This window comes from Bradyrhizobium sp. Ce-3 (assembly GCF_022835695.1).
GTDB lineage: Bacteria > Pseudomonadota > Alphaproteobacteria > Rhizobiales > Xanthobacteraceae > Bradyrhizobium.
On the sequence record NZ_BQUV01000003.1, the window covers coordinates 686,604 to 712,758 of the forward strand.

Below are 26,155 nucleotides of genomic sequence, written 5' to 3' on the forward strand. Positions count from 1 at the left end.
CGCGTTCGACGGCACGTCCCTATCCGCGTCGTCCTGGCTTTCGCCAGGACGACGATGTGGATGCGTCGCAATTCAAGATGGCGCGGCGTTGATTCAGTGCTGCAGGTTCCTGCCGCTCCAGGGCGAGGGCCGCGCCGGCGCGGCTGCGGCGCCGACCAGCGGACGCCGATTCCAGTCCAGCACGGAATCGCTGTGCAATTGCTCGACCACCCACAGGAAATAGACCGAGGCGGGAATCCCGATCAGGTCGAACATCAGCATCGACCCGCTGCCGTGCGTCGTGGCGTCGATCAGATGGATCAGGGCGCAGCTGAAGAATACACCCGCCAGCGCCGTCCCCGACAGCGACCAGACACCGGTCGCCAGATAGCGGCGCACCTGATGGTCAGCCAGATACCAGCCGACCAGGCCGTAGGTCACGGTGACGAACACATTGGCGTAGAACGTGGCCGAGGCAACGTCGATCCAGCTGCCTGGGGCCGCCACCCGCGCGGCAAGATCGGCCGACGTGCAAAGGAACGGGACGTTGGCGCCGGGCTGGGCCATCGCCCAGGCCGCAAGCCAGCCGGCCGTGATGGCGAAGCCTGCGACCAGCAGCATCGCGCGATGCGGCGAGAGGGCGATCGACCGCTCTCCCTGACCGCCCAATATCGTCTCGAACCGCAGGAACACGAAGGTCAGACCCGCCGGCAGCCCAAGCAGGGTGACGGCGAACATCGACCAGGACACGCTCTCGCCCTGCAGCACCTGGACGCCATGCACCAGATGATGCGGGCCGCAGCTCGCGGCCATCATCGAAAATCCGATGCCGAAGCGGGACCAGCCCCGATAACGATGCAGGCTGACGGTCTCCCAGGCCGACAACACGCCAAGGCCGGCGTAAGCCAGGCCAATCGCCAGATTGCTCAGACCAATGACGAGATACATCATCGCGAAACCATCGCCTTGGTGCCCATCGGAGCGCCGATGTGATCGAGGAATTCATCGATGAAATAGTGATGGCCGCGCCGCACCGGTCCTTCCACCGGCTGCGCGGCGTGCAGTGCGCGTCCCGAACTCGGATGCCAGAGCGCCTTGCTCAGCATCGGCGCGATCTGGTCGGCCGCAACGGGCCGCGAAAAGAAATAGCCCTGGGCGACGTCGCAACCCATGCGGAGCAGCATTGCGGCCTGCTCGCTGCGTTCCACGCCCTCGGCGATGGTATGCTTGCCCATCGCGTAAGCGAGGCTGAGGATCGACGACACGATCGCCGTATCGCCGGGCTCGCTGCTGAGACCGTCGATGAAGCTGCGGTCGATCTTCAACACTTCGGCCGGCATGTCGCGCAGGCGCGACAGCGAGGAGTGCTCGGTGCCGAAATCGTCGATCGCGACGAACACGCCGAGCTGGCGGATCTGATCGAGCACCTGGACGACCTCCTCCGGCGCGCTCATCATGACGCTTTCGGTGATCTCGAGACACAGCGTGGTCGGATCGACATTGGTGTCGGCGAGAACCTGGCACAGCTGCTGGATGAAGGTCGGCTCCGCGATCTCGCGCGGCGACACGTTCACGGTCATGGCGAGCGGGCAGCCCGGCATCTGCCGGGCCCATTCGGCGAGCTGGCGGCAGGATTCCTGCAGCACCTGCCGTCCGATCTTGACGATCAGCCCGCATTCCTCGGCGACCGGGATGAAGTCGGCCGGCGAGATGATGCCACGCTCGGGATGCCGCCAGCGCACCAGCGCCTCGACGCCGACGACGCATCCGTCCTTCAGGCGGACCTGCGGCTGATACTCCACGAACAGCTGTGATTCCCGCAGCGCCGCCCGCAGATCGGATTCGATCTGGACGCGCTTCTCGGCGCGGGCATGCAGCTCGTCGTTGAACTCCGCCAGGCGCGCACGGCCACGGACCTTCGCCGCGTAAAGAGCGGTGTCCGCCTCGCGCAGCAATTGCTCGGCGCGCTTGGTGCCGGGATTGCAGTGCGCGAGCCCGACGCTTGCCGATACCACGACCTCCTTGCCGGAGAGCAGGATCGGCTCGGCCAGCGCGGCAAGGATCCGCCTGCCGAGGTCCGCTCCGGAACCGGCCGAGGCGCGCGGATGCAGCACCACCATCTCGTCGCCGCCGAACCGGCTCGCGGTGTCTTCCGGTCCAAGGCAGGTGAGGATACGCCGGGCCATTTCGCACAGCACCTTGTCGCCGCTGCTATGGCCGAGTGAATCGTTGACGAGCTTGAAGTTGTCGAGATCGACGAACAGAACCGCGATCCGCGTGTCGTCGTCGGCCTCGCGCGCCAGCTCGCGATCCAGCCGTTCGAGCAGCAGGCTGCGCCTCGGAAGCCCGGTCAGCTGGTCGTGCGCCGCCGTGTGCATCAGGCGCGCAATCACGCCGCGCAGGCGCTCGATCTCCGAGATTGCTCCGGTCGACGGAACGGCAGCATCACCCCCGACGCCGGAATGCAGTTCCCTGATCGCGGCCCCCAGCCGTATTGGAATATTCGGCCGCAGCCCAGCCATTTGCCGTCCCCACTATCAATAGAATATCCGGCGACGGTAGGCAGTCTGGAGTTTGCAAAAGGTTGCGTGAAGGCGGTGCACGAGTTTTGCGCGATAACGATTTGCAAGATGGTTACAAATCTACGACGGGTGCGCGGTCCATTTGTTGAGACTTTCGTCGTGAGTAAAATTACCGTGCCGACCCAAGGGTTATTCGAGGTTGTTCGGAGACGGATATGGTGGAACGCATGATCGGCAACCCAATGGTTCCAACATGCGAGACGCGCGACCATCGGGTTCCGCGGACGCGCAATGTCCGCCGGCGGTGCCATCGCCGGTGGGTCTCGTCATCATGCCGGACGAGCAGCCAAGCCCGCGCGCAATGCGGCGGGCTTGTTTTTGATCGTTACCAATGGTGCCAGCGATGATGCCAGCGCGGATAGCCGCCGCGATAATAGGCGTATGCCGGCCGCACCACGTGACGATGGCGGTAGCCGTAATAGCCCGGCTGATATCCGCTGTAATAGGTCGTGGTGTATCCGCCGCCCCAACGATACGGCGCGTAGCCGTAGTCGTCGTCATAGCCGTAGGCGCCGTAGCCGGACCCATAGTAGGCGGGTGCGTAGCCATCATAACCGTACGCTGGATAGCCGCCGTAGCCGTAACCGGGGCCCCAGCCATAGGCTGACGAGGCGATGCCGCCGACCACGGCGCCGGCGATCAATCCGCCTGCGAGCGCGGGACCGAATCCGCCGCGCGCTTCGGCCGGCGCCGGGGCCGCGACTGCGCTCACCCCAAGCGCAGCGGCTGTCGCCAGAACAAGGGCTGTTCTCCTCATGAGATCCTCCTCGATCGTGACTGCCCGGCCGGTCAACGGCGCAGGATAGTATTGGTTGCAAACGTCAGCGCTGCGCGGAACAGGTTCGCGAAGCGAACGTCGGACCGCAACACGCATGGCGCCGGGCCGCCGGGCAGTTCGGCGATCCGCGTCTCGACGATCGCCGCGCGCCGGGTAATAAAAGGCGAGGAGCAGGTCGCACGGGGCTGCTGGCGCGATCACGGACGGTCGAAGGAGACATCGCAGTGCTCGATCATATCCTGAAGTTCATGACGCTCGGGACCATCATCGTCGGCATCACCGCGATCTACACGGCGCTGCATACCAACAACCGGCGTCTGGGAGCCGACATCTTCCTCAGATATTCCGAGCGCATATCCGATCTGCGGCGTCGCCTGCCGACGGCGGCGTTTCATGACGCGGGTGCTGACGGCACCATCGAGATGACGCCGGACGAACGCCGCATCGTGCATGAAGTCATCTTCTCGATCTTCGAGCTCTATGAGCTCAAGGTGCATGGCTTCGTTCCGCCGGGAATCTGGAAGATCAGGGAGCCCGACATCGAAAGGGTGCTCTCGCTGCCGGTCTTTCAGCAGGAGTTGGCGGTCGTGCAAGGAAGGTTCGCAAGGCATCCGCGCTTTACGGCATGGCTCGATCGGATCGGGCAAAGCGGGGCATAGCCGGGCGACGCGCGATCGCGGATTGCATTCTCCGCCGTTGCGGGCGTCGGTGCATCGCTGGCACGGCGCGTGCTAGCCGGGCAAATATGACGACCGTTGTGACGTTCGTCATCTCGACGTCGACGTGAGAATGTCGCAGCCTACGACAAATTGTGCGCCTTGTGCGGTGCGCGCATTCGCATCGATTGCATTCACGTCGCACGTGGTGGATTGCCGCATGATTAGGCAAACGGTCTCGGGCGCGGTCGACGCGAATCCCATGCGCCGGCTTCCGGATATGTCGCGTACCGTGCGTAGATCGTGGTTCTCTTGCGAGACGCGTTTCGTCGCAGCGCGGAGATCGAGAAAATTTTCTGAAGACTCCGCGATGATGCGTTGCCCGAGCGCATCGCATCAACGCAATCTTGATTTCTGCACGGCGTCGCGTTGCCGCCCCTCTGGTTCTCGCGCAGATTGTTGTCTAGATCAGTCAAATCGACTCGGTGATGAAGCTTCCGAGCCGGACCCGGCCATGACGCGACAATGATGAATGCCATGTGTGAGCAAGACTGCCGCAGGAACCGTCGGCCGTATCAGGAGCGGCCGGCGTAGGCGGGTGATGTCCGCAACCGAAATTCCGCTTCCTTGTCCGCTCGAAATTCGCCGGCCCGCCAGCGGCCGGCGACGCAACCTTGGGAATGCGCCCCCGTTGAGACGACGTTCGTCGTTTGCGACAGCGGGGGACGAAAGTACATGCAAGAAGACGACAACACGCCGGTGAGCGCAGCGAAGCTCCTGGAGCAAGTTCCCTTGCCGCGTGAACCCAGCAACATCAGGGACAGGGCTGCGGCGGCGCCGCGGCTCTTCACGACGCTTCTGTATCCGCCGTCGGAGCAGTTCGAGGTCTGGCAGACGCGCATGGCCTCGCTGGTCGATGTGGCGCCCGCGGACGGCCACAGCCCTGCGCAGGGATTCGAGGTCGAGTATCTGACCTGCAACATGGCCGATGTCATCTTCACGTCAGGACGCTTTGCCGCGCAGACATTCGCGCGCGCCGCCGAGCCGTCGCAGGGCGCGCCGGTCGATCTCTGGTGGCTGTTCCGCCTGCGCTCGGGCGAAGCCCGCTTCGAAACCGCTGGCCGGCACCTTCACGCCGGGCCGGGCGCGATGTTCCTGATCTCGCTCGATGACGATTTCCGCGGCAGCTTAACGGACTTTGAAGGCCTGGTGCTGGCCTTGCCGCGCCGGTCGTTCGTCGATGAGGCCGATCAGCTCAACGACGTCTGCAACATCCTGCTCTCGGGCAATTTGGTCGAGCTGTTGGCCGACTATCTCGACAGGCTGGAAACGCGCGTCGTGCTGATGTCCCCCGATGAGTTGAGACGGGCGGGGCGAGCGACCGCGCAGATGATCGCCGCGTGCATTCAGCTGTCCTCGGATCGGCTGGAGCAGGCGCGCGGCGCGATCGAGCCGGTGCTGTTCGAGCGTGCGCGTCTTTATATAGAGACGAACCTGCGTGACTTCGACCTGACGCCGGATCGCATTGCGCAGCAATTGCGGACCTCGCGCTCTGCACTCTACCGTGCATTCGAGAGCGTCGGCGGCGTCGCCGGCTATATCATGCGCAAGCGGCTGCGCGCGGCGCATGCCGAGCTGATCGCGGCCACCGACCGGCAGGTGCAGGAGATCGCCTATCGTCACGGCTTCAAGCTGGCGTCGGATTTCACACGTGCGTTTCGCCGCGAATTCGGCGTCAGTCCACGCGAGATGCGCGAACGCGCGCGCCGCAAATCAACTGGCGGTTGAGGTGTGCGAAAACAACTCATGGTGCATCGAACATATCATTCAACTTGTGAGACGATCTGCCCGATATTTGGACGGCCTGCTGAGTGACGTTGCGGAATATGTGTCTATCATTTTCATTTATGACGACTCGGGGCACATTGATGGGGCAGTCGAGCGGGCGCGGGGTGGCAACATGCGCTCGTTGAGTTCGACACATCATCGGCCAGGACAAGAAGGCAGGCGCAGGTCGCGCTGTCTTCATTTCGTCACATGCGGTCCCAAGGGGCGCGCATGTCGGCACAGTCCGCGGCATGGCACCCCCGACGTCTGGACAAGATGTCACAAAGGGGTCGCACCATGGTTGTCGCACGCAACGCATCCGAATCGCTGAAGCGTCAAGGCCGCGCCGGCTTCGTCCGGAGCTGGGTTGCTTCGGGCGACGCGGACAGCCGCTCGCTGCGGCGCCGGCTGCTGGCGGTGCTGCGCCAGGCGCATCGGGTGCTCGGCGTGAAGCGCGACCGGCTTGGGCTGGGTTCGCTGGGCGTCTCGGGAGCCGTAGCACCACGGTTGTTCAGCGGTGGGTTCGCTGGTTGGGCGTCGTTCGTGCTGGTAGCAGCGAGTTTTGCTGCCATCCCTCAAACGGCGAGCGCGCAGGCCTACCAGGCAGGAGGAGGTTCCGCGACAGGCGGCAATGCCGTGGCGGTCGGACCTGGCTCGACGGCCAGCGGGTTGCGTGGCCTCGCGCTTGGAAGCGGAGCAGCGGCTTCGGGACTCGATTCCGTCGCCCAAGGCACGAGCACGAGCGCAGGCGCTCAGAATGCCGTCGCGATCGGCTTCCAGGCGATCGCGTCCCAGTTGAACTCCATCTACCTTGGCTCGCGCACTGTTGTGGGATCGGGTGCTACCGCTGCAAGCGCCATCGGCATTGGCACGGACGTGACAGCATCCCAGGCCGACGCCATCGCGCTTGGACGTACGTCCGTCGCATCGGCACAGTATTCGGTGGCGCTCGGCCTGAACGCGAAGGCCACGGGCACTGGCGGCGCGATGGCGTTGGGCCAGGGCACGGTCTCAAGCGGCGTCAACTCGGTTGCGCTCGGCGTTCAATCCGTCGCGACCGGCGCCGGCACGAGCGCCTTGGGCACTTTCGCCAATGCCACGGGAGGCAATGCCACCGCGGTCGGCGTCAGCTCCTTGGCGAGCGGCAACTTTTCGTGGGCCGGAGGCTGGGCATCCGTTGCCTCGGCGGACAGCGCGACCGCGCTTGGCAAGCAGGCGACCGCGTCGGGGATCAACTCATTCGCCGGAGGCAGCTCCAGCAACGCAGCCGCAGATTTCGCCGTGGCTGTAGGCAACCAGGCGCAGGCGCTGAGCACCGGCGGCTCGGTCGCGATCGGATCGGGCGCAATCGTCAACAGTGCAGCGACGGGCGGCATCGCGATCGGCAACAATGCGGCATCCGCCGGCATCAGTTCGATCGCGACCGGCGTTGGGGCTAGTGCCTCCGCCGCCGCCAGCACTGCGGTTGGCAATACGGCCGTTGCCAGCGGCCAAAACGCCTCCTCATTCGGATCTGGAGCGAGCGCGGCAGGAGACAATTCTCTCGCTGCCGGCGTCAGTGCCAGCGCCAGCGGAACCGCCAGCACCGCGCTCGGCATCGGCGCCAAGGCGTCGGCTACAAGCGCCGTCGCTGTCGGTAACAATGCCGCGGCCAGTTCCGCCAATGCGGTCGCCGTGGGCACCAATTCGATAGCCGCCGGCGGTCAGGCCGTCTCGATCGGCGCGAACAACACCGCCTTTGGCAACGGCGCCGTGGCGATCGGCGATCCCAGCTATGCCAGCGGCACCGGTGCCTTCACCGGCGGCGCCAACAACATCGCCAACAGCGACGGCACGGCCAGCGCCACCGCCGCGAACCAGGCCAACGGCGCGGTTGCGATCGGCAACAACAACAAGGCGATCGGGCAGGGCTCCGTGGCGCTCGGCAACGGCTCCACGGCGGGCGGTGCCGGTCTTGCCGGCAATATCGCACTGGGCGACGGCGCCACCGCGGCGGCGAAATCCGGCGATGTCGCGCTCGGCTCGGGCAGCGTCACGGTTGCCGCGGTCGGCACGCCTAACGCTGTCATCAACGGCATCACGTTCGGGAACTTCGCCGGCACCACGCCCGGGTCCACCGTCAGCGTCGGCGCGGTCGGCGCCGAACGCACCATCACGAACGTGGCGGCAGGCCGGGTCACGCAGACCTCGACCGACGCCATCAACGGCTCGCAGCTCTACAGCGTCGCCAATACGCTCTCGAGCCAGATCACCGCCGGCGCGATCCACGACTACAGCGTCAACAGCGTGACGCCGGGAACCGACACCAACTACAACAACGCCGGAGCCACCGGCGCCAACGCGCTCGCGGCCGGCGTCAGTGCGAGTGCCGCCGGCGCGAGCAGTGTTGCGGTCGGCGCTGGCGCCGCGGCAGCGGCGTCATCCGACACGGCACTCGGTTCGGGCGCGCGTGCCGCGTCGCTCAGCAATTCGCCGCTGACCGGGGCGATTGCCGTCGGTGCGGGGCAGGCCACGAATGATGGCGCCATCGCGATCGGCGACGGCTTCGGCGGCGGTCCGAAGGCATCCGGTCGCGATTCGGTTGCACTCGGCACCGGTACCACCGCGTCAGGCTCGGCGTCCACCGCCCTTGGCGCCGGTGCGACGGCGTCGGGCACCAGCGCCTTTGCCGGCGGTACGTCCGCGACGGCCAGCCAGGCCAATTCGCTGGCGCTCGGCGCCGGCGCGAACGCCGCCAACGCCGGTGCTGTCGCGCTCGGCTTCAACAGCGTCACCGTCGCCGCGGTCGGCACGCCCAACGCTGTCATCAACGGCATCACGTTCGGGAACTTCGCCGGCACCACGCCCGGGTCCACCGTCAGCATCGGCGCGGTCGGCGCCGAGCGCACCATCACCAATGTCGCGGCGGGCCGGGTCACGCAGACCTCGACAGATGCCATCAACGGCTCGCAGCTCTACAGCGTCGCCAATACGCTATCGAGCCAGATCACCGCCGGCGCGATCCACGACTACAGCGTCAACAGCACGACGCCGGGAACCGACACCAACTACAACAACGCCGGAGCCACCGGCGCCAACGCGCTCGCGGCCGGCGTCAGTGCGAGCGCCGCCGGCACGAGCAGTGTTGCGGTCGGCACCGGCGCCACGGCAGTGGCGTCATCCGACACGGCACTCGGTTCGGGCGCGCGCGCCGCGTCGCTCAGCAATTCGGCGCTGACCGGGGCAATTGCCGTCGGTGCGGGGCAGGCCACGAATGATGGCGCCATCGCGATCGGCAACGGCTTCGGCGGCGGTCCGAAGGCATCCGGTCGCGATTCGATAGCTCTCGGCACCGCTGCGACCGCCGCCAATGACGGCGCTGTCGCGCTCGGCTCGGGCAGCCAGACCACCGCGGCGGTCGGCACCTCAGGCATCACCATCGGCACCACCGCCTACAGCTTCGCCGGCACGACACCGCTCTCGACCGTCAGCGTCGGCGCCGTTGGTGCCGAGCGCACCATCACCAACGTCGCCGCGGGACGGATCAGCAACGGCTCGACCGACGCGATCAACGGTTCGCAGCTGTTCGCCGCGACCTCGGCGATCGACAGCCTTTCGACCGTCGTCAACAGCGGCCTGACGCATTACTATGGCGTCAACGACGGCGGCACCCAGCAGGCCAACTACAACAACAACGGCGCGACCGGGACCAACTCGATGGCGGCCGGCGTGGCCGCGTCGGCAGCGGCGGCGAATTCCAGCGCGATTGGCTTCAACAGCAGCGTCACGGTCGCCGACGGCGTCGCGATCGGTTCGGGCTCGGTGTCCAACCGCGCGATCGCGCCGGCATCCGGCAAGATCGGCGGCACCGTCATCCCCTACAACACCACCGATCTCACCCTGCTCGGTGCGCTGTCGGTCGGCAATGCGACGAGCTATCGGCAGATCACCAACGTCGCCGACGGCACCCAGGACAGCGATGCCGTCACCGTGCGGCAGCTGACCGGCGCGCTGACCTCGTTCGCGACCACGACCACGAAATACTTCCACGCCAACTCGACGCTCGCCGACTCGCTCGCGGTCGGCAACAACTCGGTCGCGGTCGGACCGCAGACCGTGGTCAATGGTGACAACGGCATCGGCATGGGCAATGGCGCAACCGTGGCGCAGACCGCGCCCGGCGGCATCGCGATCGGCCAGAACTCGACGTCGAACTTTGCCGACTCGATCGCGTTCGGCACCAATGCGACGGCCAACGGCATCCAGTCGGTATCGATCGGCGCCGGATCCCAGACCACCAACCCGACCAGCGTCGCGCTCGGTCCGAACGCCAAGGCGACGGCGCAGGCCGGCGACGTCGCGCTCGGCGCCAATTCCACCACCTCGACGGTGGTCGCGACCAAGAGCACCACGATCGCCGGCACCACCTACAACTTCGCCGGCACCACGCCGACCTCGACCGTCAGCGTCGGCAGCGCCGGAGCTGAGCGCACCATCACCAATGTGGCCGCCGGCCAGATCAGCGCGATCTCGACGGACGCGATCAACGGCTCGCAGCTCTGGGCCACCAACACCTCGCTCGCCGCTCTCTACACCACGGTGAGCAACATCTCGACCGGCGGTGGCGGCGTGAAATACTTCCACGCCAATTCGACGGCGGCGGATTCCATCGCGAGCGGCGCGGAGAGCGTTGCGATCGGACCGCAGTCGGTGGCAAGCGGCGCCAATGCGATCTCGATGGGCAACGGCTCGGCCGCCTCGGCCGACAATTCGGTCGCGATCGGCGCCGGCGCCAAGGCAACGGCGGCCAACTCGCTGGCATTGGGCGCCAACTCGACCACGACCGCGAATCTCAGCGATGCGGCCTATACGCCCGTGGTCGGCAAGGCCGTCGCGGGCGTTGCGACCGGCGAAGTCTCGGTCGGCTCGGCCGGCGCCGAACGCCGCGTCACCAATGTCGCCGCCGGCTCGGCCGCGACCGACGCAGTCAATGTCAGCCAGCTGCAGGCGGTTGCGTCGAGCTCGATCCGCTACGACAGCGACGGCGCCGGCGGCACCACCAACAGGGTGACGCTGAACAGCGGCAATACCGGGCCGGTGACCATCAGCAACGTGGCGGCGGGCGTCGCCGGCACCGATGCGGTCAACGTCAACCAGCTCAACAGCGCGTTCCAGCAACTCAACGGCCAGATCGGCGAGGTGCGGCAGGACGCCTGGCGGGCAGCCGCGATCGGCATGGCCGCGGCATCGCTGCGCTATGACGACCGGCCCGGCAAGATCAGCGCCTCGGCCGGCGGCGGCGTCTGGCGCAGTCAGGGCGCGCTTGCCTTCGGCATCGGCTACACCAGCGAGAACAGCCGGCTGCGCAGCAATCTGGCGGCGACCACCGCCGGCAGCGACTGGGGCGTCAGCGCCGGCGTGAGCCTGACGCTCAATTGACCCTGACGGCGACGAGGCGGCTGGCGTGTCTGGCTTTGGCGATCTGGCTCGGGGCGGCGGCAAGCGCCGCCGCGCAGGGCACGCCGCCACCTGCCTACAGCGTGAAGCCGTCCGACGTCGTGGTGCCGGAAGGCGAGACGCTCGGCGAGTTCAGGCGGATGATCCAGCCGTTCAAGAACTGGACGCTGATCTGCGACGAGAGCCTCAAGTCGAAGCGCCGGGTCTGCAACGTGACGCAATCGATCGTCAACGCGCAGGGCGCGGTTGCCTTCAACTGGTCGCTGATCGCGACCGCCGACGGCAAGCCGCTGATGGCGATGCGGATCCCCGCAGCCGCCGGTGCCGGTGCGCGGATCGAGCTCGCGATGGGCGATAGTCCGGACCACATCGTCGCGCAGACCGATCGCTGTGACGGCAATTTCTGCTTCGCCACGGTCGCAATCGGCAACGTGCTGAGGCGGCACATCCGCGCCGCGACGCCGTGCCTGGTGTCCTATCAGCTTCCGCAAGGGCCGGTCGCGCTGGAGGCGCCGCTCGACGGACTGTCCGGCGTGCTGGCGAAACTCAAATGACAGGGAATTGGATGCGGACCGCAATTCGGAGCGCCGCGTCGAGCTGCAGGACAACACGATGAAGACGCCGATGCGACTGAAGACCCCCATCCTGATTTTCACGGCGGTCGTCGTGGCGGCGCTCAGCGCGGCCGGCGTCGTCGTCTACGCGCAACAGAGCCAGCCGGTCCCATTGCAGCCGGCCGCGCCAGCACCGGCCAAGAAGCCCGCTGCCGCCGCGAAGCCGCAGCCGCACAAGCAGCGTGCGCCGGAGACGCCGCCGGCCGCAGCGGCGGCCGTTCCGCCGCAGCAGGGCGGACAGCAACCGACCGTGTTCGACGAGCAGGCGCGGCAGGCCAACATCGCGACCTGTGCCAATCTGTTCGGGACACTCGGCCGCGGTCTCGCGATGAACTCCACCTACACCGCGCAGTCGCAGTGGGACGCCAAGGCCGGAAATTCGCATTCGGTGCAGTCGCTGGTCGCGCTCGCACCGAACCAGGCCCCGCAGAGCCAAACCGCGCAGGGCAGCGCCGCTAGCCAGCCGGCGGCCGGCATCGTGTTTGCCGCGCCGGTCGGATCCTCCTGCGAAGGCAATCTGGTGCGGGTGACGCCGCGCGCCGAGAATTGTTCGACGGTCGCCGCCGAGCTCGCCAAGCTCAATGGCCAGGCCGGTGCGCTCGGCGAGCTTCCGACGGTGGCGCTGCCGAACGGCGCGCAGGTAGTGTTGATCCCGTTCGGCAATGCCTGCATCGCGGTGACCGCGCTCAGGATCGCGGGATAGTTCGGCGCTCTTGCATCGTGGAGCCGCCCGATCAGAGAACGTAGCCGCCGTCGATGGTGATGCTGGTGCCCGTTATCAGGCTCGCGCCGTTGCCGGCCAGGAAGCAGACGGCCGATGCGATGTCGTCCGGATTGTTCAGGCGGCGCAACGGAATCTTCTGCTGTAACCAATCGGCCATGCCGGCGGTCATGTCCGTGGCCGTCGGTCCCGGCTGCAGATTGTTGACCGTGATCTGCCGCGGGGCCAGGTCGAGCGCTGCGGTCTTGACGAGTGAAGCGACCGCGGCCTTCGTCATTGCATAGGCGCTGCCGCCGGCGGCGCCGGTCCTGATTGCCGTATTGCTCCCGATCGTGATGATCCGCCCGCCGTCACGCATGGCGGCCGTGGAGGCCTGCATCGCGAGGAACACGCCGCGGACGTTCACATCGAGCAGCAGATCGAGGTCCTCTGGGTTGAATGACTCGATTGATCCGAGGCGAAGCACGCCCGCATTGATGACCGCGACGTCGAGCAGTCCGAGCTGATCGGTGGCCTCAGCGACCGCGCGCCGGATCGCGGCGGGTTCGCCGCTGTCGGCATGGATCGCGACCGCCTTGGCTCCGGCCGCGGAAATCGCATCGCACACCTCACGTGCCTTGTCGGGGCTGCTCACATAGGTGAGGGCGACCGAGAAGCCCTCGTGCGCAAGGCGCCTGGCGATCGCGGCGCCAATCCCCCGCGAGCCACCGAATACGAGGGCGTTCCGCGGCTTTTCCGATGCAGTAGAGGTCATGTCCATGCTTCCTTTCTTGGTGGAATGATCGTTCCAGAATAGGCCAAAAAAATTACGCGAGGGCCCGCAGCGCCAACTGGCCGAGTGCCCGCAATCGCCGGTGGCCGGCGCCGCCGCGAGCGGCGACCCGGATCCCCGCAAACGATGCTTGGAGGAACTCGGTTGCGCTCGACGGGTCGATGTCGGGGGCAACGTCGCCCTCCACTTGAGCCTCGCGGATTCTCGCTACGATGGCCCTGGTCAGCGTCCGTCCCGCATTGTCACGGATCGCCGCAAGCTCCGGCTTGCCGGTGCCGAACTCGCAGATCGAGTTGACACCAAGACACGCCTCCGCTGCGTCATCGACCACGCGCTCGACCATGGCCCGGAGACCGTCGACCGCGCGCGGCGCGCTTGCCAGGGCTGAAAGATGTGCCTCGGTCTCTCGCGCGGCGTAGCGCTGCACCGCGGCGAGATAAAGCTGCCACTTGCCGCCGAACGTGTCGTAAAGGCTTTGCCGGCCGATGCCGAGCGTCCGCACCAGCATCTCGGCCGACGTGCCTTCGAAGCCGTGCTCGCGGAACACGCCGATCGCGGCATCGAGCGCCTCTTCCGCAATGAATTCCTTCGGTCTTGCCATTGCCTGGACATGCCTGATTTGGAACGATCAGTCAAGAATGAATGAGATCACGGTCGCGTGCAACCCGATACCTCCGCAGGCCGGCCGCTAACATCTTGGCGATCAGCCATCAAAGGGCTGGATTTCCGGCCGCGGATAGTCAATTCTGATTTGGAACTTACCATCCGTGCCATACGCGGAGGAGATGTCCCATGGAGGAAGCGCGTCCGGAGCGGTTTGTCCGCAAGGTCGGCGGTGAACTTGTGTCGTCCGTCATCGCGCGGTCGGAGCCGATCAGGGTCGAGCTGCTCAGCCGAACCTCGCGGCCCCGCATGAACTGGCACTTCCGCCAGCCCGAGCTGACGTTGTTCTGGTTCCGCAACGGCTGCTCGCGACTGCAGGCCACGATCAACGGCCGTCCGGTTGAGTATGATTTCTCCAGGGCCGCCAACCTCGCGCTGTTTCCCGCCGGCACAGAGATCGAGGGCGAGTGGTCGGTCGGGCCGGCGTTCGACTATGTGGTCGTCTTCGTCGACCCAAACTTCATGCAGAGCCGTCTCAATGGCCTGATCGAAACACCGGCGATTGCGTTCGGCCATGACCAGCTCTGCCGTGGTCTCTCCGAACTTTGCCAGGAAGCGACCACGCCGGACAATCTGTTCGATCTGTTCGCCGAAGGCTGGGCCAGCCAGGCGCTGGCGCACATGGCGCGGCTGTCGCGCGGCGCGGAACCGGCGAAGCCGCCGAGCCGCGGCGGACTGCCGGCGCTCAAGCTGCGCAGGATCGAGGAGTTCGTCCGGGCCAACCTCGGCGAGACGATCTCCCTGTCGGCACTGTCAGATGTTGCGGGCCTCAGCAAACGGCATTTCTTGCGCGCGTTCCAGGAGAGCACGGGCACCAGCCCCCACCGCTATTTGCTGGGCCTCCGCATCGAGGCCGCCAAGCATCGCCTCAGCGATACTGACGAGAGCTTGACCAGCATCGCGCTGGCGTCGGGGTTCAGCCACGCCCAGCATTTCTCGTCGACGTTCAAACAAGTCACGGGTGTCAGCCCGTCGGTGTTCCGGCAGCAGGGGAGGGCGTGAGTTTCGGCGCTTTTTTGCAAATCGGGGCGCTTTCCCGCAAGCGCCGGCGCCGGGTCCATCGTATGCCGAGGGTGCGCGCAAGGCTTGGTGGTGTCCGCGCATTTGGAGAGGGATGCAAAGCATGCCAGGGCCATTGGCGGGAGTTCGCGTACTTGATCTGACCGGTGTCGTCTCGGGCCCGTTCGCGACGATGTTCCTGGCCGATCAGGGCGCGGACGTGCTGAAGGTCGAGCCGATCGGCGGCGACATCACCCGCCGCAGCCGGGCCAATGTCGACAAGACCGGCGAGTTCTCGGCGCTGTTCATCTCGTCGAATCGCGGCAAGCGTTCGCTCTCGATCGACATGAAGACCGATGCGGGCCGCGAGGTGCTGGGCAAGCTCGTCATGCAGGCCGACGTGCTGGTGCAGAATTTCCGTCCCGGCACGATGGAACGTCTCGGGCTCGGTCCGGACCAGGTGCGCCAGAAGAATCCACGGCTGATCTATGTCTCGATCAGCGGCGTCGGCGAAGACGGGCCGTACGCCAGGAAGCGGGTCTACGATCCCATCGTGCAGGCCCTGTCGGGCTTCTGCGATATCCAGGCCCAGCCGGTGACCAACCGTCCGCAGATGATCCGGACCATCGTGGCCGACAAGACGACGGCGGTCTATGCTGCGCAGGCGATCACGGCGGCGCTCTACGCGCGGGAAAAATCCGGCAGTGGCCAACACATCCAGGTGGCGATGCTCGATGCGATGATCGCCTATCTGTGGCCGGAGGGCATGATGCAGTACACGGTGGTCGGCCGGGAGCAGACCACGTCGGATCCGAACGACCGGCCCGATCTCGTGTTCCAGACCTCGGACGGATACCTCACCTGCGGGACGATCTCCGATTCCGAATGGCAGGGCTTCTGCAGGGCTACCGGCGATCCGGAACTGGCCAACGATGCGCGCTTTGCCACGCCGGCCTCGCGCTCGGTCAATGCCACGGCGCGCATCAACAAGATGCAGGACTATCTCGGCAAGCATACTACAGCCGAATGGCTGGTGCGGCTTGATGCGGCCGACGTGCCCTGCGCGCCGATCCTCAGGCGCGGCGAAATCATCGCCAACGAGCAGGTGGTCGCCCGCGGGCTGATTGCCGAGCTCGAGCAGCCGGGCGTCGGAACCGTGCGCCAGCCCAAGCCCGCGGCGCGCTTCGAGGTCGATGCCGCAGCGATCGGCGGCCCGGCCCCGCGTATCGGCCAGCATACAAGGCAGGTGCTCTCCGACCTCGGCTACGGCGATGCCGCGATCGCAGAGATGATCGAGCAGAAGGCCGTGCGCGCGGTTTGAGCGGCCGCGCCGCGCAACGTCATCATTGCTGAACCAAAACAACCGCCGTCGGTGGGAGATGTCCTATGGCCGAGACGAACAAGACTGCCTTATTGGTTGGCGCGGGCGATGCGATCGGTGCTGCGGTGGCGCGGCGCTTCGCCGCCGGCGGCTACTCCGTGTGTATCGCGCGGCGCGATGCCGCGAAGTCGAGCGCACTGGTGGAGGAACTGACCGGCGCCGGACGCCAGGTGCATGCATTCAGTGTCGACGCGCGGCGCGAGAGTGAGGTGCAGGAGCTCTGCGAGCGGGTCGAACGCGAGATCGGGCCGATCGAGGTCTGCCTGTTCAATGCCGGCTCGAACGTCAAGAAAGAGCTGCATGAGACCAGCGAAAAACTGTTCTTCAAGGCCTGGGAGCTCGCCTGTTTCGCCGGCTTCCTGGTCGGACGCGAGGCGACCCGGCACATGCTGCGGCATGGCCGCGGCACCATGCTGTTCACCGGCGCGACCGCGAGTGTGCGCGGCAGCAGCGGCTTTGCCGCCTTCGCATCCGCCAAGTTTGGCTTGCGCGCGGTCGCCCAGGCGATGGCGCGCGAGCTCGGGCCGAAGAACATCCATGTCGCGCATCTCCTGATCGATGCCGGTGTCGACAGCCCGGCCATTCACCAGCGGATGAAGGCCGCCACGGGCGTCGCTGCATCGGAGATTCCACAGGATTCACTGACGCGGACGTCCTCGATCGCAGAGGCCTATTGGTTCCTGCACCAGCAGAGCCGCGACGGATGGAGCCATGAACTCGACCTGCGTCCGTCAGTCGAGAAATGGTGACGCCATGTCGGACACGCTGACGCTGTGGGGGGTAGGGACATCGCGGACGATCCGGGCCCACTGGGCCTTGCACGAGTTGGGGCTGGACTATCACTGCAAGCCGATCCTGCCGCGCTCGGGCGAGACCAAGACACCGGAATACACCTTGCTCAATCCGAGGCAGAAAATTCCCCTCCTGCAGGACGGCGACTTCACGATCGGGGAGAGTGCGGCCATCGTCGCCTATCTGGCGCGGCATTACTCCAACCCGAAGATGTCGCTCGTTCCGGTCGCGGAGCGCGACTTCGCGCGGTGCCTGGAATGGTGCTTCTTCATCGTGGCCGAACTGGATTCGACCAGCCTCTACGTGATGCGCCGCCATGACGTCCAGGGCCTCGCCCACATCTACGGCCATGCGCCTGACGTGGTCGTGAAAGCGGCCGAGTATTTCCGCCAGCAACTGCGCCACGTCGAGGTCGCCTTGTCGGACGGGCGGCAATATCTGATGGGCGATCAGTTCACCAGCGCGGATATCCTGCTGACGACCTGTCTGGTGTGGGCGATCGACTATGGTGTCGGGGTCTGCGACGTCGCAACGCCCTATCTCGACCGCGTCACGTCGCGGCCGGCCTACAGGGAAAGCGTCGCGGTCAACACCGCGAAGAACTGACCGGTCACACGCGCCAGAGCCTGGTTCTCGCCGGACCGCCGACATCGCATCGCGGCGTCAGGCCGTAGCGGCCATGCAATCCGCGCCAGAGGGCAGTCAAGAGCCAGCGCATCGAACATCCTCTCGACATCAGCGATAGCAGGCATCCTGCTGACGTCGTCGGCGGAATGACAGAGCCAATTCTGGGCACGCCTGCGTAGTTTTTGAGCAGAGCGCTCTCGCGGCCGCGCCGCGCGTGCCGAAAAATCCCATGAGATTCAGCTACCGGCGCTGTGGCACGTCTCGTGCATCAAAGGCCGCGAGTTGGCCGCTAGGGTTCCGGTCTTGCCAGGCAAGATGCTGGTCCGAGAGCAGCCGCTTGCGGGGGAGACATCCCCGCAGGTGCACGGCGGGATAAAAGCCCGGGAGACCTCGTTAGCCAAGGGATTGGCGGAGCGATGGTCTTTTCGCCAGTCCCTTTTTGTGAAGTTTCGCAAGAGGGATCGGCAATGAACAAGTTCTCTTTCTTCCTCCGCTCTGTTGTCGTCGGCTGCGCGATCGTGCTCGCGGCGGCGCCTGCGGCCGACGCCGCACCGAAGAAAAGCTTCAAGGTCGCCTGGTCGATCTATGTCGGATGGATGCCGTGGGGCTATGCCGCCGACACCGGCATCGTCAAGAAATGGGCCGACAAATACGGCATCACGATCGAGGTCAAGCAGTTCAACGACTACGTCGAATCGATCAACCAGTATACCGCCGGCGGCTATGATGCCGTCACCATCACCAACATGGACGCATTGTCGATTCCCGCGGCCGGCGGCGTCGACACCACCGCGGTCGTGATGGGCGACTTCTCCAACGGCAATGATGCCGTGATCCTGAAGAACAAGTCCGACCTCGCCGCGATCAAGGGACAGACCGTCAACCTGGTCGAGTTCTCGGTGTCGCATTATCTGCTGGCGCGAGCGCTCGAGACCAGCAAGCTGAGCGAGAAGGACGTCAAGGTCGTCAACACCTCGGACGCCGACATCGCTGCCGCCTACAAGACATCAGACGTCAATGCGGTCGTGACCTGGAATCCGATCGTGACCGAAATTCTTGGCTCGCCCGACGCCAAGAAGGTGTTCGACTCCTCGCAGATCCCCGGCGAGATCATGGACCTGATGGTGGTGAACACCGCGGTCGCCAAGGACAATCCGGATTTCGCCAAGGCGCTGGTCGGCATCTGGTACGAGACGCTCTCAAAAATGACGGCGAACGATCCCGCCGCGAAGGCCGCCAAGGAGGCGATGGCCAAGGCCTCCGGCACTGATCTGGCCGGCTTCGACAGCCAGCTCTCGACCACCAAACTGTTCGACAAGGCAACCGACGCCGAAGCTTTTACGCGCAGCAAGACCATCGGCGTGACCATGGATCGGGTCCGCAAGTTCCTGTTCGAGAAGGACCTGCTCGGCAAGGGCGCAAAGTCGGCTGACGCCGTCGGCATCGAGCTCGCCGACAAATCGGTGCTGGGCGACAAGGCGAACGTCAAGCTGCGCTTCGACCCGACCTTTATGGACGAAGCCGCCAAAGGCAAGCTCTGACGCGCACAACGCCGACCTCTGGCAGGAGCCGACGATGCGACTTGTGAACATACGGCCGGGACGGCAGACGCGGTTCTATCTGCTCGCGCTGCCGTTCCTGTTGGTCGCGATCGCGTATTTCGCCGGCTCCAGCGCGCGGCTCGCGCAGAACCCGAACGACAAGCTGCTGCCGGCGCTGCCGAGCATGGTGCAGGCCGTCAAGCAGATGGCGTTCGAGGTCGACCCGCGGACCGGCGGCTATCTGATGGCCTCCGACACCGTCGCCAGCCTGGGACGGTTGGGGTCGGCGCTGGCGATCTCGACCGTGGCGGCGCTGGTGCTCGGCATCGTGATCGGGCTGTTGCCGGGCGCCAACGCCCTGCTCGGGCCGTTCGTGTCGGTCACCTCGATGGTGCCGCCGCTGGCATTGCTCCCGATCCTGTTCATCGTGATGGGATTGGGCGAGAACTCGAAGATTGCGCTGATCGTGATCGGGACGCTGCCCTGCATGATCCGCGACCTCGCGATGAAGGTGCAGGAGTTGCCGCGCGAGCAGATCGTCAAGGCGCAGACACTCGGCGCCTCGACCTGGCAGATCGCGCTGCGGGTCGCCATGCCGCAAACCCTACCGCGGCTGATCGACGTGCTCCGGCTGCAGCTCGGCCCGGCCTGGCTGTTCCTGATCGCGGCCGAGGCGATCGCCTCCGATTCCGGACTCGGCTACCGGATCTTCCTGGTGCGGCGCTATCTCGCGATGGACGTCATCATTCCCTACGTCGCCTGGATCACGCTGCTGGCGTTCCTGATCGATGTCGGCCTGCGCGTCCTGCAACGCAAGGCGTTTCCCTGGTTTGCGTCGGTGAGGGCGGAATGAGCGCGATCCGGTTCGATGACGTCTGGAAGGAATATGGCGACCACATCGTGCTCGAGCGCATCACGATGGAGGTCGAGCCGCGCGCCTTCATCGCGCTGGTCGGTCCGTCCGGCTGCGGCAAGACCACGCTGCTGCGGATGCTGCTCGGCGAAGAACAGCCGAGCCGCGGCCAGATTCTGGTCGACGGCAAGCCGCTGCCGGCCGAACCGGATGCCGACCGCGGCGTGGTGTTTCAACGCTACTCGGTGTTTCCGCATCTGACCGTGCTGCAGAACGTCATGCTCGGCCGCGAATTGCGCGATGCCAAATTCTCCGCGCGCTTGTTCGGCGCCGCGCGCCGCGCCGCCATGGACGATGCGATGAAGCTCTTGGCCGAGGTCGGGCTTGCCGGCCAGGAGAGCAAATATCCATCCGCGTTGTCCGGCGGCATGCAGCAGCGCCTCGCGCTGGCGCAGGCGATCATGCGCGGGCCGAAGATCCTGCTGCTCGACGAGCCGTTCGGCGCGCTCGATCCGGGAATCCGCGCCGATATCCATCTGTTGATGAAACGGCTCTGGACCGAGACCCATCTGACGGTCGTGATGGTGACGCATGACCTCAGTGAGGCGTTCGGCCTCGCCACGCGCGTGATCGCGCTGGAGCGGTCGCGCAACCGGCCCGAGGAGCGCGAGCGCTACGGCGCCACGGTGTCGCGCGACCTCGAGATCTTCCCACGCCGCAGCGCCGAGCTGCGGTCATCGGTTCAACCAGCTCCGGCCGGGACGACCCGGTCAGGCAAGGAGCATCAGCCGGGACGGCCCGGCGCTCTCGTCTTGAAGGAGCAACCATGATCCTCACAGAGGAACAGAAGGCCGAGATCGCGGCACATACGCGGCGCTACAACGAGCTGAAAGCGGCCGGGCAGGAGCACGCGCCCCGGGCGCTGCCGGCGCCGACCTCGCGCGACGCCGCGCCGATCGCCGTTGATGCAATCATCCATCGTGAGACGGTTCCGGCCGGCTGGTACTGGACCACGCAGCTGAACCGTGGCGAGACGTTGCGCATCGTCAACACACAGGGGATATCGACCGTCAGCCTGCTCGCCTGGAATGCCGCCGACACCACCGAGCGGCTCAACCACGCCGACACCATCAAGGTGCAATGGGCGGCGCGACTGCAGAAGGGCCGTGTGTTGCTGTCGGACATGGGCCGGGCGCTGCTCGGCATCACCGAGGACAGCAGCGCCGCGCATGATGCCGTGGTCGGCGGCTCGACCGCGGCGACCAACCGGGCAAACTACGGCGAAGGCGATTTTCGCAACACGCGCGACAACTTCATTCTCGCCGCGGCCAAGCTCGGGCTCGATCGCCGCGACGTCCATCCCTGTGTCAGCTTCTTCGCGCCGGTCGCGATCGACGCCGACGGCAAGTTTGTCTGGTCTGACGCGCGCAGGCAGAAAGGGGACTTCGTCGAGCTGCGCGCGGAAATGGATCTGCTGATTGCATTGTCGAACTGTCCGCATCCGCTCGATCCGGTCAGGACCTATCCGCAAGCGAGCGTCGAGATCGTGCGCTATCGCGCCGGTGCGCCCGCGGCTGACGATTTGTGCCGGACCGCGACCGCCGAGGCGGTCCGCGCCTATCAGAACAATGCGCTGTATTTCGGCGAGACCAGCGAAGGAGCCGGGCAATGACCATGCAATCCGTTCGGACCGGCCGCATCGTTCTCGATGCGGAAATTGCCGCACGCAAGCCGTGGTCGGCTGTCATCCGCAAGGGCCAGGCGCTGCGGATCACCGATACCCATGGCCAGCAGGCGGTCGATACGCTGTTCTACCGCGCCGACGACTATCAGGAGCGCTACAGCGGCCAGGATACGCTGCGCGCGCAGGGCTCGGCCTATGTCGGGCTCGGCACCAGGATCATGTCCAATGAGGGCCGGGTGATGCTGCGCGTCACCGCCGACAGCTGCGGCCTTCACGACACTTCCGCGGGCGCCTGCTCCTGCGAGAGCAACACCGTACGGTTCGGCCACCAGACCCGCTACCAGCACGCATGCCGCGAGAATTTCGTCATCGAAGCCGCGAAATACGGCATGTCGAAACGCGACATCGTGCCGAATCTGAACTTCTTCATGAACGTGCCGATCGATCCCGCCGGCAATTTCACCGTGGTCGACGGCGTCTCCAGGCCCGGCGACGCCATCGAGCTGGTCGCCGAGATGGACGTGCTGTGCCTGATCTCGAACTGCCCGCAGATCAACAACCCCTGCAACGGCTTCTTCCCGACGCCGGTCCAGGTGACGATCTACGAGCCCGCGATCGTCGAGCCCACGATTTTCAAGTCGGGAGCGTGAGGCATGTTCAGCAAGGTCCTGATTGCCAACCGCGGCGAGATCGCCGGGCGGATCGGCAGAACATTGCACCGCTTGGGCATCGCTTCGGTCGCGGTCTATTCCGATGCCGACCGCTTCACCCGGCCGGTGCTCGACGCCGACGAGGCGGTGCGGATCGGCCCCGCGCCGGCAGCCGAAAGCTATCTCAACGTCGATGCGATCATGGCGGCGTGTCTTGCGACCGGCGCGCAGGCGGTGCATCCCGGTTACGGTTTCCTGTCGGAGAACCGCCGCTTTGCCGAACGGCTCGCCGAGCACGGCATCAGATTCATCGGGCCGCGGCCGGAGCATCTTGACGCCTTCGGCCTCAAGCACAAGGCACGCGAGATCGCCGAACGCAGCGGCGTGCCGCTGCTGCCGGGCTCCGGCCTGCTGGAGACCATCGACGAGGCGGTGCGCGAGGCTGAGAGAATCGGCTTTCCGGTGATGCTGAAGAGCACGGCGGGGGGCGGTGGCATCGGCATGCAGCTCTGCCACAATATGGCGGCCTTGCGCGAGCGATTTGAATCCGTGCAGCGCACGGCGCGCGCAAGCTTCGGCGACGCCCGGGTCTATCTCGAACGCTTCGTCGCCCAGGCGCGCCACATCGAGGTGCAGATCTTCGGCAACGGCAAAGGCGACGTGGTCGCGCTCGGCGAGCGCGACTGCTCGCTGCAGCGGCGCAACCAGAAGGTCTTCGAGGAGACCCCGGCGCCGGGGCTGTCCACCGAGATCAGGCGGCGGCTGCATGCGGCTGCGGTGTCGCTTGGCAAGGCGGTGGCTTACGAATCCGCTGGCACCGTCGAGTTCATCTACGACGTCGCGCGCGAGGATTTCTACTTCCTCGAGGTCAACACCCGCCTCCAGGTCGAGCATCCCGTCACCGAGCAGGTCACCGGCGTCGACCTCGTCGAATGGATGATCCGGCAGGCGGCCGGAGAAGACGTGCTGGGCCAGGCGGGTCAGCTCGAACCAAAGGGCGCGGCGATCGAGGTGCGGCTCTATGCCGAGAACCCCGGCGCCGCCTTTCGCCCGAGCGCGGGCCGGCTGACGAAGGTCAGCTTCTCGCCAGACGCGCGGATCGACGGCTGGATCGAGACCGGGACAGAAGTGTCGCCGTTCTACGATCCGATGCTGGCCAAGATCATCGTGTCGGCTGAGACGCGCGAGGCCGCGATCGCGAAGTTGAGCAAAGCGCTCGATCAGACGGTGGTGGCCGGGATCGAGACCAATCTCGACTATCTGCGTGCGATCGCTGTGTCCGACGTGTTCCGCAGCGGGCAGGTGGCGACCAGCGTGCTTGGCGCCTTCGCCTATCGTCCCCGTACCATCGACGTTGTCGCGCCCGGTGCGCAGAGCGGCGTGCAGGAGCTGCCCGGCCGCCTGCATCTCTGGCATGTCGGGGTGCCGCCGAGCGGCCCGATGGACGAGCGGTCGTTTCGCCTCGCCAACCGCGTCGTGGGCAATCCGGAAGTAACGACCGCACTGGAGCTGACGGTCAACGGGCCGACCCTGCACTTCAACACCGATGCGATCGTCGCGCTGTCGGGCGCGCAGATGAAGGCGGCGCTCGACGGTGCCGATGTCGGCCATGACGAGCCGGTCGCGGTCCGCGCCGGTCAGACGCTTGCCATCGGCAGCATCAAGGGGCCGGGGCAGCGCACCTATCTGGCTGTGCGCGGCGGCATCGACGTGCCGGAGATTCTCGGCTCGCGCGCCGTGTTCGCGCTCGGCGCCTTCGGCGGCCATGCGACGGGTTCGCTGAAGGCCGGCGACGTGCTGCATATCGGCGCGGAGAGCCCTGACCTTGCGGCGCCGCGGTGCGCAACGGAGGACGAACGTCTGCAGCTGACATCTGCCTGGAAGATCGGCGTGGTCTACGGTCCGCACGGCGCGCCGGATTTCTTCCTCGACGACGACATCGAGACGCTGTTCGCATCGAGCTACGAGGTGCACTTCAACAGCGCCCGCACCGGCGTGCGGCTGATCGGGCCGAAGCCGCGCTGGGCCCGTGCCGATGGCGGCGAGGCCGGACTGCATCCGTCGAACATCCACGACAACGCCTATGCGGTCGGCTCGATCGACTTCACCGGCGACATGCCGATCATTCTCGGGCCCGACGGACCGAGCCTCGGCGGCTTCGTCTGTCCGGCGGTGGTCGCGCGCGACGAACTCTGGAAAATCGGCCAGCTGCGGCCCGGCGACACCGTCCGCTTCGTGCCGGTGAAGCGTGACGATCCGGTTGCCGGTCCCACGGTGCTGCATGCACCCGAGCTCGGCTCGGCCATCGTCGGACGCAATGATGATGGCCCGATCCCGGTGGTGTATCGCCGCGCCGGGGACGACAATCTCCTGGTCGAATATGGCCCGATGGAGCTCGACATCGCGTTGCGGCTGCGCGTCCATGTGCTGGCGCAGGCGCTCGATGAGGCGAAGCTCGGCGGCCTCATCGACCTCACGCCCGGCATCCGCTCGCTGCAGATCCATTATGACGGCACTACGCTGTCGCGAACGAAGTTGCTCGACCTGCTCAGGCGGATCGAGCGCGAACTGCCTGATGTTGATGCGATGCGGGTGCCGAGCCGCACCGTGCATCTGCCGCTGTCATGGCGCGATCCGCAGGCCGAGCTCGCGATGCGCAAGTATCAGGAGCTGGTGCGCGCGGATGCACCATGGTGTCCGTCGAATGTCGAGTTCATCCGCCGCATCAACGGGCTCGGCAGCGAGGATGACGTCCGCCGCATCGTGTTCGACGCGGACTATTTCGTGCTCGGCCTCGGCGACGTCTATCTCGGCGCGCCGGTGGCGACCCCGCTCGACCCGCGGCATCGCCTCGTGACCACGAAGTACAATCCGGCGCGGACCTGGACGCCGGAGAACGCGGTCGGCATCGGCGGCGCCTATATGTGCATCTACGGCATGGAAGGGCCGGGCGGCTACCAGCTGTTCGGCCGCACCATCCAGGTCTGGAACAGCTGGCGCACCACGCGGGTGTTCGAGCCTGGCCATCCCTGGCTGTTGCGGTTCTTCGACAAGATCCGCTTCTTTCCGGTCGATGCCGACGAGCTGCTCGACGCCCGCGCCGCATTCCCGCACGGCCAATACGACATCAGGATCGAGGAGGGCGAATTCTCCTACGCCGACTACGCGAAGTCGCTGGCCGAGACGCAGCCGTCGATCGCGGCGTTCAAGGCGACGCAGCAGGCCGCATTCGATGCCGAGCGTCAGCGCTGGCGCGCAATGAAGCTCGACGAGGCGCCGGTGGAGTCGATCGATGTCGGGGCCTCGGCAACCGGCATTCCCGACGGTCAGCTCGGGGCCTTCTCTGAAGTACCCGGCAACATCTGGAAGATCCTGGTCGAGGAGGGCGCCAAGGTTGCGGCCGGCGACGTGCTTGCGATCATCGAGTCGATGAAGATGGAGATCAGTGTGCACGCGCCAAGCGCGGGCAGCATTGCGTCGATACCGGTCAAGCCCGGCCAGACGCTGAAGGCGGGCGATGTCGTGGCGCTGATCCGGCCGGAGTAGATTCAGCCGTGTCACGAGTTTTTCGTGCAGATCTGTTGCGGTCCTGTCTCCGTC

The 26,155-nt window shown here is 66.1% G+C and carries 20 protein-coding genes and 1 riboswitch; of the genes, 15 read left to right on the forward strand and 5 right to left on the reverse strand.

All coding sequences use genetic code 11. The annotated features are described in order from the left end of the window. Nucleotides 1-93: 93 nt before the first annotated feature. The 3 genes from BRSPCE3_RS14350 to BRSPCE3_RS36110 form a co-directional block, all read right to left on the reverse strand. Nucleotides 94-930 carry a hypothetical protein gene (locus BRSPCE3_RS14350; protein WP_244066453.1) on the reverse strand — a complete coding sequence of 279 codons (837 nt, stop codon included), beginning with the start codon at nt 928-930 and terminating at the stop codon, nt 94-96. Beyond that, nucleotides 927-2,501: a bifunctional diguanylate cyclase/phosphodiesterase gene (locus BRSPCE3_RS14355; RefSeq protein WP_244066454.1), complete on the reverse strand. Its 1,575-nt coding sequence runs from the start codon at nt 2,499-2,501 to the stop codon at nt 927-929. The genes BRSPCE3_RS14350 and BRSPCE3_RS14355 overlap by 4 nt, the downstream gene beginning before the upstream one ends. A 385-nt stretch (nt 2,502-2,886) precedes the next feature. Continuing rightward, nucleotides 2,887-3,318 carry a hypothetical protein gene (locus BRSPCE3_RS36110; protein ID WP_309296301.1) on the reverse strand — a complete coding sequence of 144 codons (432 nt, stop codon included), beginning with the start codon at nt 3,316-3,318 and terminating at the stop codon, nt 2,887-2,889. A gap of 245 nt (nt 3,319-3,563) precedes the next feature. On the opposite strand from BRSPCE3_RS36110, the gene BRSPCE3_RS14365 reads away from it, so the two are divergent. From BRSPCE3_RS14365 to BRSPCE3_RS14390, 5 genes are all read left to right on the forward strand, one after another. Next, nucleotides 3,564-3,998, forward strand: a complete 435-nt coding sequence (locus BRSPCE3_RS14365; RefSeq protein ID WP_244066455.1) for a hypothetical protein — start codon at nt 3,564-3,566, stop codon at nt 3,996-3,998. 732 nt (nt 3,999-4,730) lie between these two features. Next, nucleotides 4,731-5,783: a helix-turn-helix domain-containing protein gene (locus BRSPCE3_RS14370; RefSeq protein WP_244066456.1), complete on the forward strand. Its 1,053-nt coding sequence runs from the start codon at nt 4,731-4,733 to the stop codon at nt 5,781-5,783. Between the two features lie 336 nt (nt 5,784-6,119). Then, nucleotides 6,120-11,240, forward strand: coding sequence for an S-layer family protein (locus BRSPCE3_RS14380; protein WP_375709907.1), 5,121 nt, complete (start codon nt 6,120-6,122; stop codon nt 11,238-11,240). Further along, nucleotides 11,237-11,812 carry an invasion associated locus B family protein gene (locus BRSPCE3_RS14385; protein ID WP_244066457.1) on the forward strand — a complete coding sequence of 192 codons (576 nt, stop codon included), beginning with the start codon at nt 11,237-11,239 and terminating at the stop codon, nt 11,810-11,812. The genes BRSPCE3_RS14380 and BRSPCE3_RS14385 overlap by 4 nt, the downstream gene beginning before the upstream one ends. 7 nt (nt 11,813-11,819) lie before the next feature. Next, the gene (locus tag BRSPCE3_RS14390) at nt 11,820-12,575 is read left to right on the forward strand and encodes a hypothetical protein (RefSeq protein ID WP_244066458.1); all 756 of its coding nucleotides are present in this window, start codon (nt 11,820-11,822) and stop codon (nt 12,573-12,575) included. 31 nt (nt 12,576-12,606) lie between these two features. Here BRSPCE3_RS14390 and BRSPCE3_RS14395 read toward each other — a convergent pair whose 3' ends face one another. Beyond that, entirely contained in the window at nt 12,607-13,488 is an 882-nt protein-coding gene (locus BRSPCE3_RS14395; RefSeq protein ID WP_244066459.1) for a 3-oxoacyl-ACP reductase family protein, read from the reverse strand. Next, entirely contained in the window at nt 13,400-13,966 is a 567-nt protein-coding gene (locus BRSPCE3_RS14400) for a TetR/AcrR family transcriptional regulator (protein ID WP_244066460.1), read from the reverse strand. Before BRSPCE3_RS14400 ends, BRSPCE3_RS14395 begins: the two co-directional genes overlap by 89 nt. Nucleotides 13,967-14,157: 191 nt before the next feature. On the opposite strand from BRSPCE3_RS14400, the gene BRSPCE3_RS14405 reads away from it, so the two are divergent. The 10 genes from BRSPCE3_RS14405 to uca all read left to right on the forward strand — a co-directional run bounded on the left by BRSPCE3_RS14405 (nt 14,158) and on the right by uca (nt 26,101). After that, nucleotides 14,158-15,030: a helix-turn-helix domain-containing protein gene (locus BRSPCE3_RS14405; protein WP_244066461.1), complete on the forward strand. Its 873-nt coding sequence runs from the start codon at nt 14,158-14,160 to the stop codon at nt 15,028-15,030. A 121-nt stretch (nt 15,031-15,151) separates the two neighbouring features. Next, a complete protein-coding gene (locus BRSPCE3_RS14410; RefSeq protein ID WP_244066462.1) occupies nt 15,152-16,348 on the forward strand; it encodes a CaiB/BaiF CoA-transferase family protein in 1,197 nt (398 codons plus the stop codon). 65 nt (nt 16,349-16,413) lie between these two features. After that, the gene (locus BRSPCE3_RS14415; protein ID WP_244066463.1) at nt 16,414-17,157 is read left to right on the forward strand and encodes an SDR family NAD(P)-dependent oxidoreductase; all 744 of its coding nucleotides are present in this window, start codon (nt 16,414-16,416) and stop codon (nt 17,155-17,157) included. A gap of 4 nt (nt 17,158-17,161) precedes the next feature. Beyond that, nucleotides 17,162-17,806, forward strand: a complete 645-nt coding sequence (locus tag BRSPCE3_RS14420; protein ID WP_244066464.1) for a glutathione S-transferase family protein — start codon at nt 17,162-17,164, stop codon at nt 17,804-17,806. A 299-nt stretch (nt 17,807-18,105) separates the two neighbouring features. Continuing rightward, a riboswitch (guanidine-I (ykkC/yxkD leader) is annotated at nt 18,106-18,216 on the forward strand. A gap of 78 nt (nt 18,217-18,294) precedes the next feature. Continuing rightward, on the forward strand, nt 18,295-19,368 hold the full coding sequence (locus tag BRSPCE3_RS14425) for a putative urea ABC transporter substrate-binding protein (protein WP_244066465.1): 1,074 nt from the start codon (nt 18,295-18,297) through the stop codon (nt 19,366-19,368). Between the two features lie 34 nt (nt 19,369-19,402). Further along, on the forward strand, nt 19,403-20,221 hold the full coding sequence (locus BRSPCE3_RS14430) for an ABC transporter permease (protein ID WP_244066466.1): 819 nt from the start codon (nt 19,403-19,405) through the stop codon (nt 20,219-20,221). Further along, entirely contained in the window at nt 20,218-21,051 is an 834-nt protein-coding gene (locus BRSPCE3_RS14435; RefSeq protein ID WP_244066467.1) for an ABC transporter ATP-binding protein, read from the forward strand. The genes BRSPCE3_RS14430 and BRSPCE3_RS14435 overlap by 4 nt, the downstream gene beginning before the upstream one ends. Continuing rightward, a complete protein-coding gene (locus BRSPCE3_RS14440) occupies nt 21,048-21,893 on the forward strand; it encodes an urea amidolyase associated protein UAAP1 (RefSeq protein WP_244066468.1) in 846 nt (281 codons plus the stop codon). Before BRSPCE3_RS14435 ends, BRSPCE3_RS14440 begins: the two co-directional genes overlap by 4 nt. Then, complete coding sequence (locus BRSPCE3_RS14445; protein ID WP_244066469.1) at nt 21,890-22,555, forward strand: urea amidolyase associated protein UAAP2; 666 nt, start codon at nt 21,890-21,892, stop codon at nt 22,553-22,555. The genes BRSPCE3_RS14440 and BRSPCE3_RS14445 overlap by 4 nt, the downstream gene beginning before the upstream one ends. A 3-nt stretch (nt 22,556-22,558) precedes the next feature. Beyond that, complete coding sequence (gene uca / locus BRSPCE3_RS14450; RefSeq protein ID WP_244066470.1) at nt 22,559-26,101, forward strand: urea carboxylase; 3,543 nt, start codon at nt 22,559-22,561, stop codon at nt 26,099-26,101. Nucleotides 26,102-26,155: the final 54 nt, after the last annotated feature.